This window comes from uncultured Cyclobacterium sp. (assembly GCF_963977555.1).
Classification (GTDB): Bacteria; Bacteroidota; Bacteroidia; order Cytophagales; family Cyclobacteriaceae; genus Cyclobacterium.
Genome location: NZ_CAXBPD010000008.1, coordinates 86,494 through 102,348 on the forward strand (window position 1 = coordinate 86,494; position 15,855 = coordinate 102,348).

Consider the following 15,855-nt stretch of genomic DNA (forward strand, 5'->3'; position numbering starts at 1 on the left):
TAATTGAACCTCTAATTTCAGCAGTTCTTGAAAACCATTGCCAAACATACACAAATTGTCAAAAGCACAGCATCAAGACTGGGCTTTGACTATTGTGGCATTGCTAAAGCTGCTTTTCTGGAGGAAGATGCACCAAAATTAGAGAACTGGCTGAATAAAAATTATCATGGAAAGATGGCCTATATGGCCAACCACTTTGACAAAAGATTGGATCCGCGAAAATTGGTGGAAGGCGCTAAATCTGTCGTCAGCTTAATGTACAACTATTACCCACAACAGGGGCAAGTGAAAGATGAGGATGCGCTCAAAATAGCAAAGTATGCCTATGGGGAAGATTATCATTTTGTAATTAAAGATAAACTCAAAGAATTTTTAGAATGCTTAAAGGAAGAAATCGGTGAAGTCCATGGTAGGGTTTTTGTAGACAGCGCACCAGTAATGGAAAGGCAATGGGCTCAAAAATCAGGGCTGGGCTGGAAAGGGAAAAACAGTCTATTGCTCAATAAAAAATCAGGGAGCTTCTTCTTCCTAGCAGAGCTGATCATTGATTTACCTTTGGCTTATGACGCTCCAACAACGAGGGATTATTGCGGCACTTGCACCCGATGCATAGACGCCTGTCCCACAGATGCCATCCTGCAGGACAATGTAATTGATGGTTCTAAATGTATTTCATACCTTACCATAGAGTTAAAGGATGCTATTCCCGAGGATTTTAAAGGAAAAATGAAAAACTGGGTTTTTGGCTGTGACATTTGCCAGGACGTGTGTCCGTGGAACCGATTTTCTAAACCACATAAGGAAGAAGCATTTCTTCACCATGCTGATTTAGAAAATTCAGCATGGAAAGAAATGACTAAAGAAACTTTTAATAAGGTATTTAAGCGATCTGCTTTAAAAAGAACAAAATGGGAAGGCTTCCAAAGGAATATTAATTTTGTAAAAAATTAAGTGAACTAACTTAAAATTCAACATCTGTAAACACACCGTCTGTCACCCTAATTTCAAAATTATCATCGTCTTCATCTTTCGCAATAAAAGAAAAGGTTCCCGATACAAGTTCATTCTCCTTATCAAGTTTGGTGATTTTAACATTGATTGTTTCTTCCTCTTTAAACAAGGTCGTACCTCCAAATTCAGTAGTCCCACCCAAGGAAGCTTTTGCTATTATACCAACAGCGCCTATTGGGCTTCCACTTGAATAACTTTCTTCAGTTATTCCTAAAAACTCATCCCCAACTTTCAAAGATGAATAGCTGTCACCACGAAGTGATATCGTAATAGTGGTTAAATAGGAATTGCCAAAATCCAAACCGGAGATATTTAATTCATATACATCTCCATTTAAATTCAATTCCGCATCCACATCATCCAATTGGATCAAAGTTTTATCTGAATCAACCGCCATGAAAGCGTCTCCATTAATTTTGGCGGACATTATTTCACTCTCTGGATCGTCGTCATCCAAATCATCGTCATCAATGATGTCTGAAAGGTTACAGCTACTTACAAATATTGCCAGCAAGGCAAATAGTAGGTAATGGTAATTTTTTTGTTTTTTCATAATATTTATAATGGTAGGACACACAAAAATAGCGCTTCTAATCTAAAAATAAGAGAAGTTGCTAAAAAAATAAATAATAGCAAATTATTAAGCAAATGGAAAGTAATTGTAACAGCAATAAAAGCTCATCCAGCTACCTTAAAAACAAGCTATATCCAGCTCAGTCATTTTATTATGCTTATCCACGAGTGAATCAGAATCTTTGCATCAACTCTCTAATAAAGGCAAATGAAAAATAAGTAGATTATTCAGGCCATTAAAAAGACCAGAAAAGTTAAACTTAATGTTTTCTTAACATTGAACAACCAAGAGATTACTTTTTGGAAACATTCTCATCTATACAATAGAATAACCACATGCCTACTAAATCGATGCATAGGGAATTATCCTACATCAGAAATAAAGTGGAGCAATTCAATTCAAATTAACCATAGAATCTAATACATTTCCCTAACCAATTCATAAACAAGCCATGAAGGATGCTTTCTTACCCCACCGCTTTGATGTTTCTAGCGTTAAATAATATCCGTAACAATAAATGATTTCATAAATCATTGAGTAAAACATCAATTGACCATGACTTTAAAATTAATTTTAAGGCTAGCCCTTTCAATTAAAACATTACATTCTACCCTAATTTATTCTAGGAAAATACAAATTACTTGAACATTAAATACAATTACCAAACTTAAAATATTTTAAAATTTTACTTATATATTAGTATAAATATCAAAACCTTAAAATGAACTATTTTAATATTTCTAAAATGGGGTTGATTATTTAGATTTTTTAATATCTTTATAAACCAAATCTTTAATAAATCTATACTATGAAAAAACTAATCGCATTCATTGTTCCATTTTTAATTTCTGGAATCTCCTTTGGAGAGGAAATTAAACCTGATGTTTTGGATTTCAATTCAGCACTTATTGAAGCTCAATTTTCAGAACTTGATCAACTGGAAGAGTACGTACTTTCAAATGAGGGAATCACCCTTAAAGAGGTCGTTGCAAATTCCAATGCATTTGATGTCAACTTAGATGCCAACATGTTGAATAACTTTGCAGTAAATGCAGGTGATCATCCGGTAGCAGGTATCCCTTCCTTTCTTTGGGGTTGCGTATTAGGTCCTATCGGTATTGCAATCGTACATTTTGATGCTGAAGACAAAGAGCAAACCAGAAAAGCGATCTGGGGTTGTGTAGCTTTAGGTGGTGTATATGCCCTTTTAGTTGCTGCTTCATACCTATTTGCTTTCTCTGCCTATCCATTTTAATTAATAGTCTTCTGAAAAAACCTATACTAATACTACTGATATTAACACTGTTGCCCGGAATTAATTTTGGGCAACAGTTTTTTAGGATAAGTGCGGACTTTTCTATCAAGGAAAAAATTGCTGATGGCACCTCCAAATTAATTGTTGGAAAGGTTTTTTATGACCTTTCAGCCGAGAAAATAATATACGATATATCCTTTCCAGAACCTGAAACCTGGGTGCTTAAGGATACTACTCTATATAGATTCCAAGCCAGCGAATTATTAAGCAAAACATCGTCATTTATAATTCCTAATTCCTCATTTTTCCACTACACCTTGTCAGGACAACTCGCTGATTTTGGTTTAAAAAATAGTGGCTATACTATTGTAGATGTAGAAAAAAAAGAACAACAGATTCTGACCACTTGGGAACCAAAAGAAGATCGGGTAAAAACATTAATGGGTAAAGTAATAATGTCTAATTTGGACAAAAAGTTACAAGCCATCGCTTTTTATAACCCCAACAGCGATTTGTTGAGCAAGCAATTCTATAAAAACTATATCAATGTTTCGGGTTGTGAAATCCCAACAGAGATCACCCAAATAAATTACCATGATCAGGGACAGAACTACCAAGTTACTTCCTACAAGAATGTGGTCATAAACGAAAAAGGAAATGAAATTATTTACGATTACAAGCTTCCTGATTTGTAGCTTAGTTGGCGTTACCTTCGCTCAATCTAATAGCGAGGTCCTTGACTACAAGGATTTACTATCTGAAAAGAGAGAAGAAATTCATTACGAAGCAGCTGAGGAAAACAAGAATGAGATTGAATCTGTTTTTTCAGGCTTATTTATGGTGTACAAAAACTTCATCTCATCTCAAGATGGCTCAAATTGTGTGTTTTATCCATCCTGTTCTGAGTACGGTCTTTTAGCCGTAAAAAAATACGGCGTATTGATCGGGGCTGCTAATACAATGGATAGATTAACAAGGTGCAATGGTTTGAGCCCCGAAAAGTATTCCTGGACAGAGGACAGAACCTTAATGATAGATGAATTAAAATGAAGTATTTCTTTGCAGTAATATTACTGTCCTTATTTGGCCTATCAGGATTTAGTCAAAACTTATATGATTTCGAGAATTCAGCAGCATTTGCAAGCTACCTGAGACAAACCAATCAGTTTGACCTGGCCATACCCGAGTATGAAAGACTCGTTTTTATGAAACCAGGTGATTTAACCCTTCAGAAAAACCTATTGGCCGTTTACTGGGAAGCAGATTTATGGGATGTAGGCATAAACCGTGCGTTAGGTCTTTACCCAAATGAAAACCACCTGCCAAGTGAATTGGCTTTCGAATACCTGGCCCTATTGTTTAAGAACAATCAGTTCAGCAAAGCAGAAGAATTCTCGGAAAATAATATTAACCTTAAAGAGAGCGAACGTTACTTCTATACAGGAACTACCTATGCTATAAATTACGAATGGAAACCTGCTTTTGAAGCATACAGTCATTTGGAAGGAAGTGATTTCCAATCTGCCCAGGAGTACCTTACCATCACCAGGCAGGCACTTGATGAAAAAAGAAAAAGTCCAGGTCTCGCAGCCATTATGTCTACAATAGTCCCAGGTTCAGGGAAACTTTATACTGGAGATTGGAAAGATGGCTTAGTAGCACTACTCTTTGTAGGTTCAACAGCCTGGCAAGCACAAAGGGCCTTTCAACGGCAGGGAGTAGAAAGTGTCAGAGGTTGGATCTTTGCATCCATCTCCTTAGGCTTTCATGTGGGGAATATTTTTGGATCGCATAAATCTGCAAAATTGATTAATCTTAAAAAAGATGAATTTCATCAAAATAAAATCGAGCATCTATTTTATTCTAATTTTTAACTTTAGTTGTTTATTTTCAGTAGTAAGTAAAGCCCAAACCGTAAGTCAAACATTTGATTACGGACTGAACCTTATGGAATTAAACAGACCTAAAGAAGCAATTGCAGCCTTCCAGCGTGTTTTGTTTTTTGGCAATGAGGATTTCCAGCAAAAGGTCTTTCCAAATATAGCTGAATGTTACTTTTTACTAGAAGACTACTCGACTGCTTCGAGGTATTTTGACCTTGCCTATTTTGCTGCTACAGCAGATACAAGCAAAACAAACTATACTTTTAAAAAAATCGAAAGCCTGGTTAGAGAAAAGTCTTTTCTTTTCGCCATGGTTGAGCTATTGAATTTACCTGAGAACTTACCTCCCGCTTTAACAAATAGGAAACTGCTGTATGCCGGAATAATTCATTACGGTTTGGGCGAATACGATGAATCAAAAGCCAGTTTTTTACAAATCGTATCAGCTAAAACGCTCCAAATGAAAATCATAGAATCCTTCTCAAAATTGGAAAAGGTGGAGAAAATAAACCCTAAGAAAGCGCGTATCATGAGTATGATTGTGCCTGGTTTAGGTCAATTTTATGCTGGAGACGTGAGGAATGGCATAAATTCACTGGTGCTCAATGGCTCCTTTGCCTACTTGACTTTACAGACAATGTTTAACTACTCTATCTGGGACGCTGCTATTTCTATTTTGCCATGGTACCAAAGGTACCATATGGGCGGATACTTAAGGGCTGAAGAAGCCGCTTATGAGAAAATCCAAAGAGAAACTGCGGAGATATTTCAAGAAATTATCGTTGCTGTTGCCTCAGCTCAACCAAAAATATAGCAATTCAATCTGCTACCCTGAACAAATATGCTAAAGAAAATTCCAATTGGGTAAAATTGAGATCAAAGATTCTTTCCTGTGCTTCTGGATTACCAAATTCATAAGAATACCTCACTTCACCTTGGATAGTATGCTTACCAAACAATTTGGACAAGCCTACACCAGCAGTAAGCCCATACATAATTTTTCTAGGGGTATCGCTTTCCTGTCCGTAGGTAGGAATCACTAAGTCGCCTTCCATCACCCTCTCAATATCATCAGTCTTCAAAAGATAACCAAGGTGTGGTCCTATTTTAATATGAAACCTTCCAGAATTTCCTAAATAAAAATTGGACAGAACAGGTACCTTTAAGTAAGTGAACCTGGTTTCATTCCCCATATTAATGGAGTCTGAAGCTGCGTACCCTGTAGTTAAAAACTGGAACTCCACCTGAGCTCCCGCATGCTTTTCGAAAAATTGTTCGACTACTAAGGAGTAACTAGGTGCATTAAAACCAGTGACATCTCTGGGGTAAGTACCTAGAGATGTCCTGTAATTTGCACTTGACTGCGTAAACCCTGCTTTCAAACCAATACTCGTCTGGGCAAATACATTGCCTACAGTCATAAAAGAGGTAAGAAGTAAAAATAAATAAGCAGACTTCATAGGTCATTAAATGGTCTCATTAACACAAATTAATAGGAGCATTTACCTATTTTTTCTTTTCTTCTTTATTGCCCTCTCTGTCCCTCAATTTCTTATCATCCACATTCTTGTTCAAAAACGCATTGATTTTATCAATAGAAAACGAGCTTGAAATTTCTCCAAATGAATTGATATTCATTTTAAAACCTTCCAATTCCTCATTGACTTTTGGTATATCTTTCTTTTTTGAATTCTTAGCCATGACTCCAGGGTTTAAAGTAAACTTTACATATAATAATTAAGCAACAGTTATATTCTTTAACGCAAAATTAATTCTAATGATCAGTTCTTCCTTACCTAATATTTCGAAAATCTGCATAAGATCAGGTCCTGCCCCTACTCCCGTAATGGCAAGTCTTACTGCTTGCATTATTTTGCCTAACTTAATTTCTTTCTCGTCTGCAGTTTCACCCAGCATGCTTCTAGACATATCTGCAGTAAGTGTAGTCGTTAAGCCACCTAATTTTTCCTCAAAAGCAGACAAAACTGTAACCACATCCTGGTTCCACTTTTTGTTTACTATTTGTTGGTCAAACTCCTTGGGAGCAAATACCATAAAGCGCCCTTCTTTCCAAAGATCAGAAGGGAAAGTCGCTCTCTCTTTCATAAGAGATACTATTTTCTCCGCTTTTTCCGTACTTATAGAAACATCTTCCTTTGCAAGATCTGCTGCTAAATAAGCAGAAAGCGCCGTGTTGCTTTTATTTCTCAGGTACTGTTCGTTGTACCACTTCGCTTTATTTATATCAAATTTTGTACCTGATTTACCAATCCGCTCAATTGAAAATGTTTCGATCAATTCATCTATGCTAAACATTTCACGCTGATCACCAGGATTCCAACCTAGGAAGGCAAGGAAATTAAGGAATGCATCAGGCAAATAACCAGCTTCCTTAAAACCATCTACTAATTCACCGTTTTCGGGATTAGTCCAGTTAAGAGGGAAAATTGGGAACCCGTGCTTGTCTGCATCTCTTTTGGACAATTTACCATTGCCATCAGGCTTAAGTAACAAAGGAAGATGGGCAAATTGTGGCATGGTGTCTTCCCAACCTAAAAACTTGTATAGCAAAACATGAAGCGGAGCAGATGGAAGCCACTCTTCCCCCCTAATAACGTGTGTGATTCCCATCAAATGATCATCAACTATGTTTGCCAAATGATAAGTGGGCATTCCGTCAGACTTCATCAATACCTTATCATCCAAAGAATTGGAATGAACCATTACCCAGCCACGAACCAAATCGTTTAACCTTACTTCTTCTTTTCTTGGGATTTTGATACGAATCACATACGGTTCACCTGAATCCAAACGCTCCTTCACCTCATCAGATGGGAGGGTAAGGGAATTTTTCATTTGCGTTCTAGTGATAGAATTGTACTGTGGGGAAACTACCCTAGCAGCAGTGAGCCGTTTTCTCATCTCATCAAGCTCTTCAGAAGTATCAAACGCATAATAGGCATGCCCTTGATCCAAAAGATATTGCGCATACTCCATATACATTGATTTTCTTTCGGACTGGCGATAAGGCCCTACCTCTCCAGGATTCCAAGGACTTTCATCAGGTTCAATTCCTATCCATTCCAAAGATTGTTTAATGTAATCTTCGGCGCCAGGCACATACCTGTTTTGATCAGTATCTTCAATCCTTAACAAAAATTTTCCACCATGTTTTTTGGCAAAAAGATAATTGTACAATGCAGTTCTTACACCGCCTATATGTAAAGCTCCAGTAGGTGATGGAGCAAATCTAACGCGTACTTCCTTACTCATAAAACAGCAATCAATTTCAATTTAAGTGGGCAAAGATAATCAATAAATAACGAAATCGCCTGAATCTACCTCAAAGTATTGTCATTGAGCTTTAATAGCTAAACTATAAAACGTTACTTGATGTTTAATAAGCCAATCATGGCAAAAACTCCTGTAAATAACGACCCCTCCCAAAAGGAACTGTTTCGACTTTTGAAAATTTTCGGCTTTGCTTCTCTGGGTTTGGTTCTCATTCTTTCTTTCTTCGATGGCCATAGAGCCAACAACTCTGGGGAAGACCCCACTTTCACCATGAAAGACGCAGGTAGATTGTTTTTTTACAATGTCAGAAGGATAGATTATCAAATCAATCGCTTACCTGAAGCCAAAATAGAAATTTATACCAACACTTCTTTCGACAGAGACAGCACAAAAAGCACGCTCCAGTTAGATCTAATTCTCAATAAAAAAAACCAAACCGCCTTTCTCTATCTAAAACCCCTAGGCAAATTAACCGATAGAAGCCTAAGATTGAGAAATGGACAGCTTTCAGTCCAAGACTCCTTAATAATTAGATCTGGAGCTGCAGACCGACACGTACATTTAGCAGCTGCAAAAAAAATCGCGGGTTGGCTTCAAGAAAAAGAGGGTAATTTAGAAGTATTTACAGACGAAAAATGGCTAAACTTATATCCAGACAAAAAGCAAAAAGAAGCTTTTATTGATACCCTAAATGATTTTCTTAAAATTACAGCAACTAAGTAAGTTTCGATATAAATTTAATCTCAAAACGTTCAGAATTTAACCAAACAGCTAATGGGTTTCGTAAATCCTGTTGGGAAAGGCTACTTTTTTTATTAACTTATAATAATGTGTAATAGGATTTATTGGCTTTTCCCATTAGATGTAACAGTATTTAGAAACCAGCTAATAAAAATTGAAAATAGGATTCATTGACTGAATTTGCACACCGCGTCGAATCAGCAAGTATTAGTAAAAGCTACTGCGTATTTTGCTTTAAAGAATTAAATGACCCAAAAATAATCTAGTTATGGAATTAAAAAGGATTGACAATCTTTGGCATTTCTTTGCAACTCAAAATCAACTGTTTCTAAAAAAAGAAATCGATAATAAGGTGTTATATGTATTTGCAAAAAACAAAATCAAAATTATGCATTCATTTAATCCTCGCTTCACAGCACAGTCTAGTTTGTGTATAGGACCAGAATCGTTTGAGATGGCAGTAGAAACTTATGCTGCAAGCCAAAAGAGGTTCGGAATGCCTGCTTCTATTAACAGGCAACAACGCGTATTTTTTCCTAAAGAGTTGCTAAAACTTACCTCCCGGTTTTCACTTATTGTGGAAAAAGACCGCTTCAAAAATTTTCGGGTTACTTTGGAACCCTTTGCTCCCAAAAACATCAAAGAAACCAGTGCTCCCATCAACTTGATCAGCGAAACGCTTTGGGCATTCAGGTACTTTTCCAACACGGTCAAAAACTAGAATAAATGTTCTAATTGTATTAATATTAAAAAAGCTGGTTTTTATCAATGTATCCTTTTTAAATTTGGCCATGAATAATCCCTCAAGTACAAATGAATTCCCAATGTTCACCATGTCAAACAGAGGCATATTGCTCTTAAGTGGAATCTATACCGCTGCTTGGGCAGCTCTTTTCAAATGGTTTGGCCCCCAATTGTTTTCATGGTTGTCTATGCAAATTGATTTTAGCACTACCATGCCGACCGGGTTTTATGGAATCGTTGGCATAATTTCAGGGATCATTATTTTATTGTCCGCCTTTTATCCCATAAGTTGGATTTACCTTACGGCCCTTGGACTGTTCGGGAAACTCGTTAGCATACTTACCTTTCTCCTTCTTTATATGCCAGAATTAGAATGGAACAAACGGGTCGCATTTCACCTTTTCTTTAATGAAATCCTCTGTATCATACTTGTAGGTATAATGTTGTGGAAAGCTTGGCAAGTGAAAAAATACCTAAAAACGCTCCCAGCGTAATTAATTCAACTTGAGCAGTCATTTCGAAAATAAGCCCCTAAACACTAAAAAGGGTTGCCGTTTTAAGATAAACAGCAACCCTTTGAATTCAATCGAATTGTTATAATCTACAAGATAAGGATCAACAATAAGATAATGATGATGGCTCCTGTAGAAATATAGATCCCACTCCCACGCTCTTTAGCTTCTTTGTTGATCTCTCTCAGTTCTTCACGAATTTCTTTTCTTTCACTCTTGTCCATGGCCTTAAAATCCATGGCTTTGATTTCCAGTATTCGGCTATCTAACTCTTCCAGCCTTGCTTGGTCCTCAGGACTCAACTCCTTTTTTTCCGGGTTATTGTCTCCATCCTTGGCCATTGCGGCAGGCGCCAGACTTGTAAATAATAATGCAAATGATAAAAAGTAAGCTATCTTTTTCATATTCGTTATAGTTGTTGTTAAACCCTCATTAATTCTTTATAAACACGCTTTTTAAGCGTCCTCACAAAAGATTTAATTATCAATAACCTTACCAATTTAATTGATATCGTTGATCTTATGCCAAAAGGACGCACATTGCCTCATTTCTTACCGCTCATGCATTCCCTAAAATTCATTAACTTAGGCTAAAATTGTTTGTATATTTACCAAATTAAAGTAGCGCAAAACATCAAAATCACAGCTAAAAATGTCTAAAGGCAACAAAAAACTATTCTTACTGGATGCTATGGCACTGATTTACAGGGCCCATTTTGCCTTCAGCAAAAATCCGAGAATCAATAGCAAAGGGTTAAACACAGGGGTCATGCTCGGCTTTACCAATACCCTACTGGAGATCTTAGAAAAAGAAAAGCCTTCCCATATAGCGGTAGTTTTTGACACCTCTGCCCCTACCTTTAGGCACGTCCAATTTGAGGCCTATAAAGCCAATAGACAAGCACAACCCGAGGACATAGCTGTAGGCATACCTTGGGTAAAGCAAATCGTTAAAGCTTTTAATATCCCAACCCTTGAACTGGATGGATATGAGGCAGATGACATCATCGGTACCCTCGCAAAACAAGCCGAAAAAAGCAGCTATACGGTCTATATGATGACCCCAGACAAGGATTATGGGCAGTTGGTAGATGAACATATCTACCTCTACAAACCTGCTTTTATGGGAAATGCCGTAGATGTGATGGGTCCTAAAGAAATTTGCGAAAAATGGGACATTGAGAATGTAGACCAAGTAAGGGATATGCTTGGTTTAATGGGAGATGCGGTTGATAACATCCCAGGTATACCCGGAATTGGTGCGAAGACAGCGGTTAAATTGCTCAAACAATATGGAACCATTGAGGAGCTGATAAAAAACACGGACCAATTAAAAGGGAAACAAAAGGAAAATGTAGTGAATTTTGCGCAGCAAGGAATTCTATCCAAAGAATTGGCTACCATCATGATAGATGTTCCCATAGAATATCATGCAGATGATTTCACAATTGAACCCCCTAATGAAGAAACCTTAAAAGCCTTATTTGCTGAACTGGAATTCAGAACGCTCTCTAAAAGAGTCTTTGGAGAAGGAGTGAAAAAGTCCAAAATAAAGGTAGATGAACAATTGGGTCTATTTACTGGAAATGACAAACCCGAGGCAGCTTCCAATAATGAGGCCGAACTGGAGCCTCCAATAGCTGAGTCTGTAGCATTGGATACAATTTACAATCGCCCTCATGATTACCACACAGTAGAAGGTGAAACTGCCATTGCTGATTTGGTTGGTTATCTTTTGAAACAAAAAGAAATTTGCTTCGATACTGAAACTACTTCTATCAATCCCAATAAGGCTGAATTGGTGGGAATTTCTTTTTCATACATCACTTCAGAAGCATACTACATCCCCTTCCCTGAAGAAAGAGAGGCCGCTGATAAAATTCTAGCCCAGCTTCAACCTGTATTTGAAGACGAGGGCATTTTAAAAATCGGTCAGAATATCAAATATGATATTTTAGTGCTGATGAATTATGGAATTGCAGTAAAGGGGAAACGCTATGACACCATGCTGGCCCATTACCTGATAGAGCCTGAAGGCAAACATTCCATGGATTGGTTGGCGGAGCAATACTTAAATTATAAGCCAGTTTCCATAGAAAGCCTGATCGGAAAAAAAGGAAAAAACCAAGGGACAATGCGGGATGTAGCCCCCGAAGAAGTGGCACCCTATGCATCGGAAGATGCAGACATTACCCTGCAATTAAAAACCAAGCTTGATCCAATTATCAAAGAAAACAAGCTTGAAAAGCTCCTACTAGAGGTAGAAAGCCCGCTGATTGAAGTATTGGCAGCCATGGAGTTTGAAGGTATAAAAATAGACATAGAAAGCCTGCAAGAAATGTCTGTAACCCTTGAAAAGGAGAGCAAGGAAATAGAAGCGAGGGTATATGAATTGGCTGGGGAGACTTTTAACTTGGCTTCTCCAAAGCAACTGGGTGAGGTTCTTTTCAACAAACTTGAGCTCGATGCCAAAGCCAAAAAAACAAAAACCGGCCAATATGCTACTGGCGAGGAAGTACTAAGCCGACTTGCAGGTGAACATGAAATCGCTCAGGCTATCCTGGATTTTAGACAGTTGGTAAAATTAAAGTCAACCTATGTAGATGCGCTTCCTGCTTTAATTAATCCTAAAACAGGTAGAATCCACACTACCTACAATCAGTTTGTAGCTGCCACAGGTAGACTTTCTTCCAACAATCCAAATCTACAAAACATCCCTATCCGAACTGAAAGAGGTAGAGAAATACGGAAGGCATTTGTTCCAAGAGATGAAAATCATTCCATACTTGCTGCGGATTATAGCCAGATAGAATTGCGCATCATGGCGGCATTCTCCCAGGATGAATCGATGATAGAAGCATTCAAGCAGGGACGTGACATACATGCAACAACTGCTGCCAAAATTTTCCAGGTTCCTCTTGAAGAGGTAACAGGAGACATGAGAAGAAAAGCAAAAACAGCCAATTTTGGAATAATCTATGGCATCTCTGCCTTTGGTTTGTCCCAAAGGCTTAAGATCCCTAGGGGAGAAGCCAAAGAAATTATCGATGCTTATTTCAAGGAATTCCCTGCTGTAAAGGACTACATGGATCAGTGCATAGAGAATGCGAGAAAGAACGAATATGTGGAAACGATCTTAGGCAGAAGAAGGTACTTAAGGGATATCAACAGCAGGAATGCAACCATGAGAGGGTTCGCCGAAAGAAATGCCATCAATGCTCCTATTCAGGGATCAGCTGCTGATATGATCAAACTGGCCATGATCCATGTTCAGGATTGGATGATTAAGGAAAACCTTAAATCTAAAATGATCCTTCAGGTACATGATGAATTGGTTTTTGATGCGCACAAGGATGAAGTAGCGCTTTTGAAAAAAGAAATCCCCCTTTTAATGGCCAATGCCATAAAAATTGCTGTGCCATTGGAAGTTGAGGTAGGGGTAGGTAATGATTGGCTGGAAGCCCATTAATACCCCTGAAAAAAACATGGCAAAGTTGCTAAACTTGGCCCTATAGGTATAAACCCAGGGAGTTGGGTTTCCAGAAATTTATTGATTTACCGAAAGCTCACCAACAATAATTAATGTGGCTAAAATAAAAACATCCTTTTTTTGTCAAAACTGCGGCGTAGAAAGTGCCAAGTGGGCCGGTAAATGTCCCTCCTGTGGAGAATGGAATACTTTTGTGGAAGAGGTCATTCAGAAAGAAGAGGTTCAAAGGGGAGGCTGGAAGGCAAGTAATAATAGCACCAAAAAAGCAAATCAACCCAAACAACTTCGGGAGATAACCTTTGAGGAACAAACCCGCCTGATGACTGGGGATGTAGAATTGGACAGGGTACTTGGTGGAGGAATAGTGCCCGGATCTTTGGTGCTAATAGGTGGCGAACCAGGGATAGGCAAATCTACACTCATGCTACAGATTGCTTTGATGCTTTCAAATACCAAGGTATTGTACGTTTCCGGAGAAGAAAGTGAAACACAGATAAAAATGCGTAGTGAGCGCATGCAGCACCATTCCGATGGGTGTTTTGTGCTCTCCGAAACCAAAACGCAAAATATTTTTCAACAAATCGAATTGCTAAAGCCAGACCTTCTGGTCATTGATTCCATTCAAACCCTCCACAGTCAATATGTAGAATCACCAGCAGGATCTGTTAGTCAGGTAAGAGAATGTACTGCCGAGTTGATGAAATTTGCCAAAGAAACGGGAACACCCGTCTTTCTAATTGGCCATATTACCAAAGACGGAACCATCGCAGGGCCAAAGATATTGGAGCATATGGTAGACACTGTCCTGCAGTTTGAAGGAGACCGTCACTTGAGCTATAGAATCCTCCGAACCTCTAAAAACAGGTTTGGCTCTACCAATGAATTGGGCATTTATGAAATGCATGCCAATGGATTGAGGCCCGTCACCAATCCTTCTGAAATCCTGATGACCCAGCGGGACGAGCAATTAAACGGAGTGGCAATAGGCGCCATGCTGGAAGGAAACCGGCCTTTATTAATCGAAATCCAATCCCTTGTCAGTCCCGCCACTTATGGCACACCCCAGAGAAGTAGCACAGGGCATGACGCCAAAAGACTGAACATGTTACTGGCAGTTTTAGAAAAAAGAGGAGGCATGCGATTGGGGCAACAGGATGTTTTTCTCAATGTTGCCGGAGGTATAAGGGTGGATGACCCAGGACTGGATCTATCCGTTGCAGCTTCTATCATTTCCTCCTACGAGGACAAAGCCATTGATCCTGGAATATGTTTTGCTGGAGAAATTGGTCTCGGAGGGGAAGTGCGTGCGGTTAACAGGATCGAAAACAGAATTGCAGAAGCGGCAAAAATGGGCTTCAAAAAAATAATGCTTTCCCGATACGCTATAAAAGGCCTGGATTTAGACAAATACAAAATCGAAGTCCTTGCAGTAAGTAAACTGGAAGAAATGTACCGCCATATATTTTTATAACAGGTACATTTCTTTCAGAGAATTTATTATTATCAAGTGCTTATTTGGGTTTTCTACAACCAAAAGCTGCAAAACAGCTGTTCTTGTGTAAAATTTCCAATCCTGTAAAACCAACTTTCTCCATTAGATTGAGTTGATAAAACAAAGACCTGGGGCTGTCTTCTTTTGCTATATAGGCAAAAACATCCTTGCGGTATTCTGCTCCCTTGAGTTTTTCCAAATAGCTTCCGTACCAGTTCCACATCATTTGCTGAACTTCAGGAGCATCATGAATTACAAGATCTGAAATCCAAAAACTACCCCCTGGGGCTAACAATTTAAATATTTTAGCAAAGACATTTTCCCAATCTTCCTCTTCCCTGAGGTGATGTAAAACAGCTGCTGCTACTACAATATCATATTTACCTTCTTCTAATTTTGCCTCTCGAATATCTGCTTGCAGGGTATTTACCTTACCTGTTGTAGCCCAAGAAACCCTGTCCTTGGCCCTGATTAGCATTGGTTTGCTAAGGTCGAGCAAATCACTGTTTAACTGTGGGAATTGTTCCAAAATCTTTAAAGTAAGATTCCCAGCCCCGCAGCCTATGTCCAATAAATTTTCTGCTTCAGGGTTGCAAGCTAATGCTGCATTCGCTATCAAATCCATGGTCAATGGTGCATCAATTGTCGCTTGTTGTCCGGTCTCTAAATTAGAAAAGCGCTCAACATCCTGATCAAATCTTTCTTTTATTTCCTTTACAGTAGATTTGCTTTGCATGAGGTTATTTTGGTTTTATTTATATTAAACATCCCTGATTTTAACAATTTATAGCTACAATTACAACATTTCTACTGACTTCCATCAAAATTGCCAAAGCCTAAATTGCTTCAAATACTTTATT

Annotated in this window: 17 protein-coding genes; 11 read left to right on the forward strand and 6 right to left on the reverse strand. The window is 38.3% G+C overall.

Annotated elements, in window-relative coordinates; translation table 11 throughout:
• The first annotated feature begins 27 nt into the window (after positions 1–27).
• Positions 28–951 (forward strand): tRNA epoxyqueuosine(34) reductase QueG, encoded by a 924-nt coding sequence (gene queG / locus AAC073_RS11665; RefSeq protein ID WP_339924012.1) that lies wholly within the window; start codon positions 28–30, stop codon positions 949–951.
• 10 nt (positions 952–961) lie between these two features.
• Here the strand turns inward: queG and AAC073_RS11670 are convergent, their stop codons facing one another.
• Positions 962–1,564 (reverse strand): hypothetical protein, encoded by a 603-nt coding sequence (locus AAC073_RS11670; RefSeq protein WP_339924013.1) that lies wholly within the window; start codon positions 1,562–1,564, stop codon positions 962–964.
• Between the two features lie 829 nt (positions 1,565–2,393).
• On the opposite strand from AAC073_RS11670, the gene AAC073_RS11675 reads away from it, so the two are divergent.
• The 5 genes from AAC073_RS11675 to AAC073_RS11695 are packed head-to-tail and all read left to right on the forward strand — an operon-like array spanning position 2,394 to position 5,537.
• Positions 2,394–2,840, forward strand: a complete 447-nt coding sequence (locus AAC073_RS11675; protein ID WP_339924014.1) for a hypothetical protein — start codon at positions 2,394–2,396, stop codon at positions 2,838–2,840.
• A 50-nt stretch (positions 2,841–2,890) separates the two neighbouring features.
• Complete coding sequence (locus tag AAC073_RS11680) at positions 2,891–3,535, forward strand: hypothetical protein (protein ID WP_339924015.1); 645 nt, start codon at positions 2,891–2,893, stop codon at positions 3,533–3,535.
• Positions 3,498–3,890 (forward strand): membrane protein insertion efficiency factor YidD, encoded by a 393-nt coding sequence (yidD, locus tag AAC073_RS11685; RefSeq protein ID WP_339924016.1) that lies wholly within the window; start codon positions 3,498–3,500, stop codon positions 3,888–3,890. The genes AAC073_RS11680 and yidD overlap by 38 nt, the downstream gene beginning before the upstream one ends.
• Positions 3,887–4,714: a hypothetical protein gene (locus AAC073_RS11690; protein WP_339924017.1), complete on the forward strand. Its 828-nt coding sequence runs from the start codon at positions 3,887–3,889 to the stop codon at positions 4,712–4,714. The genes yidD and AAC073_RS11690 overlap by 4 nt, the downstream gene beginning before the upstream one ends.
• Positions 4,665–5,537: a hypothetical protein gene (locus AAC073_RS11695; RefSeq protein ID WP_339924018.1), complete on the forward strand. Its 873-nt coding sequence runs from the start codon at positions 4,665–4,667 to the stop codon at positions 5,535–5,537. The genes AAC073_RS11690 and AAC073_RS11695 overlap by 50 nt, the downstream gene beginning before the upstream one ends.
• A gap of 4 nt (positions 5,538–5,541) precedes the next feature.
• Here AAC073_RS11695 and AAC073_RS11700 read toward each other — a convergent pair whose 3' ends face one another.
• From AAC073_RS11700 to gltX, 3 genes are read right to left on the reverse strand one after another with little or no spacing between them, the layout of a single operon-like run.
• On the reverse strand, positions 5,542–6,183 hold the full coding sequence (locus AAC073_RS11700) for a porin family protein (RefSeq protein WP_339924019.1): 642 nt from the start codon (positions 6,181–6,183) through the stop codon (positions 5,542–5,544).
• 46 nt (positions 6,184–6,229) lie between these two features.
• On the reverse strand, positions 6,230–6,424 hold the full coding sequence (locus tag AAC073_RS11705) for a hypothetical protein (RefSeq protein ID WP_020891964.1): 195 nt from the start codon (positions 6,422–6,424) through the stop codon (positions 6,230–6,232).
• A 36-nt stretch (positions 6,425–6,460) separates the two neighbouring features.
• Complete coding sequence (gene gltX / locus AAC073_RS11710; protein WP_339924020.1) at positions 6,461–7,996, reverse strand: glutamate--tRNA ligase; 1,536 nt, start codon at positions 7,994–7,996, stop codon at positions 6,461–6,463.
• Between the two features lie 120 nt (positions 7,997–8,116).
• Here gltX and AAC073_RS11715 point away from each other — a divergent pair, with 120 nt between their 5' ends.
• The 3 genes from AAC073_RS11715 (at position 8,117) to AAC073_RS11725 (ending at position 9,996) form a co-directional block, all read left to right on the forward strand.
• A complete protein-coding gene (locus tag AAC073_RS11715; RefSeq protein WP_339924021.1) occupies positions 8,117–8,740 on the forward strand; it encodes a hypothetical protein in 624 nt (207 codons plus the stop codon).
• Positions 8,741–9,026: 286 nt separating this feature from the next.
• Positions 9,027–9,479 (forward strand): hypothetical protein, encoded by a 453-nt coding sequence (locus AAC073_RS11720; RefSeq protein ID WP_339924022.1) that lies wholly within the window; start codon positions 9,027–9,029, stop codon positions 9,477–9,479.
• Positions 9,480–9,549: 70 nt separating this feature from the next.
• Complete coding sequence (locus tag AAC073_RS11725; RefSeq protein WP_339924023.1) at positions 9,550–9,996, forward strand: hypothetical protein; 447 nt, start codon at positions 9,550–9,552, stop codon at positions 9,994–9,996.
• A 107-nt stretch (positions 9,997–10,103) separates the two neighbouring features.
• Here the strand turns inward: AAC073_RS11725 and AAC073_RS11730 are convergent, their stop codons facing one another.
• Complete coding sequence (locus AAC073_RS11730; protein ID WP_339924024.1) at positions 10,104–10,418, reverse strand: hypothetical protein; 315 nt, start codon at positions 10,416–10,418, stop codon at positions 10,104–10,106.
• Positions 10,419–10,665: 247 nt separating this feature from the next.
• Here AAC073_RS11730 and polA point away from each other — a divergent pair, with 247 nt between their 5' ends.
• Together polA and radA are read left to right on the forward strand one after the other, a co-directional pair.
• Positions 10,666–13,482, forward strand: coding sequence for a DNA polymerase I (polA, locus tag AAC073_RS11735; protein WP_339924025.1), 2,817 nt, complete (start codon positions 10,666–10,668; stop codon positions 13,480–13,482).
• 115 nt (positions 13,483–13,597) lie between these two features.
• Positions 13,598–14,974, forward strand: a complete 1,377-nt coding sequence (gene radA / locus AAC073_RS11740; protein ID WP_339924026.1) for a DNA repair protein RadA — start codon at positions 13,598–13,600, stop codon at positions 14,972–14,974.
• Positions 14,975–15,014: 40 nt separating this feature from the next.
• Here radA and AAC073_RS11745 read toward each other — a convergent pair whose 3' ends face one another.
• Positions 15,015–15,731, reverse strand: coding sequence for a methyltransferase (locus AAC073_RS11745; RefSeq protein WP_339924027.1), 717 nt, complete (start codon positions 15,729–15,731; stop codon positions 15,015–15,017).
• Between the last annotated feature and the right edge of the window lie 124 nt (positions 15,732–15,855).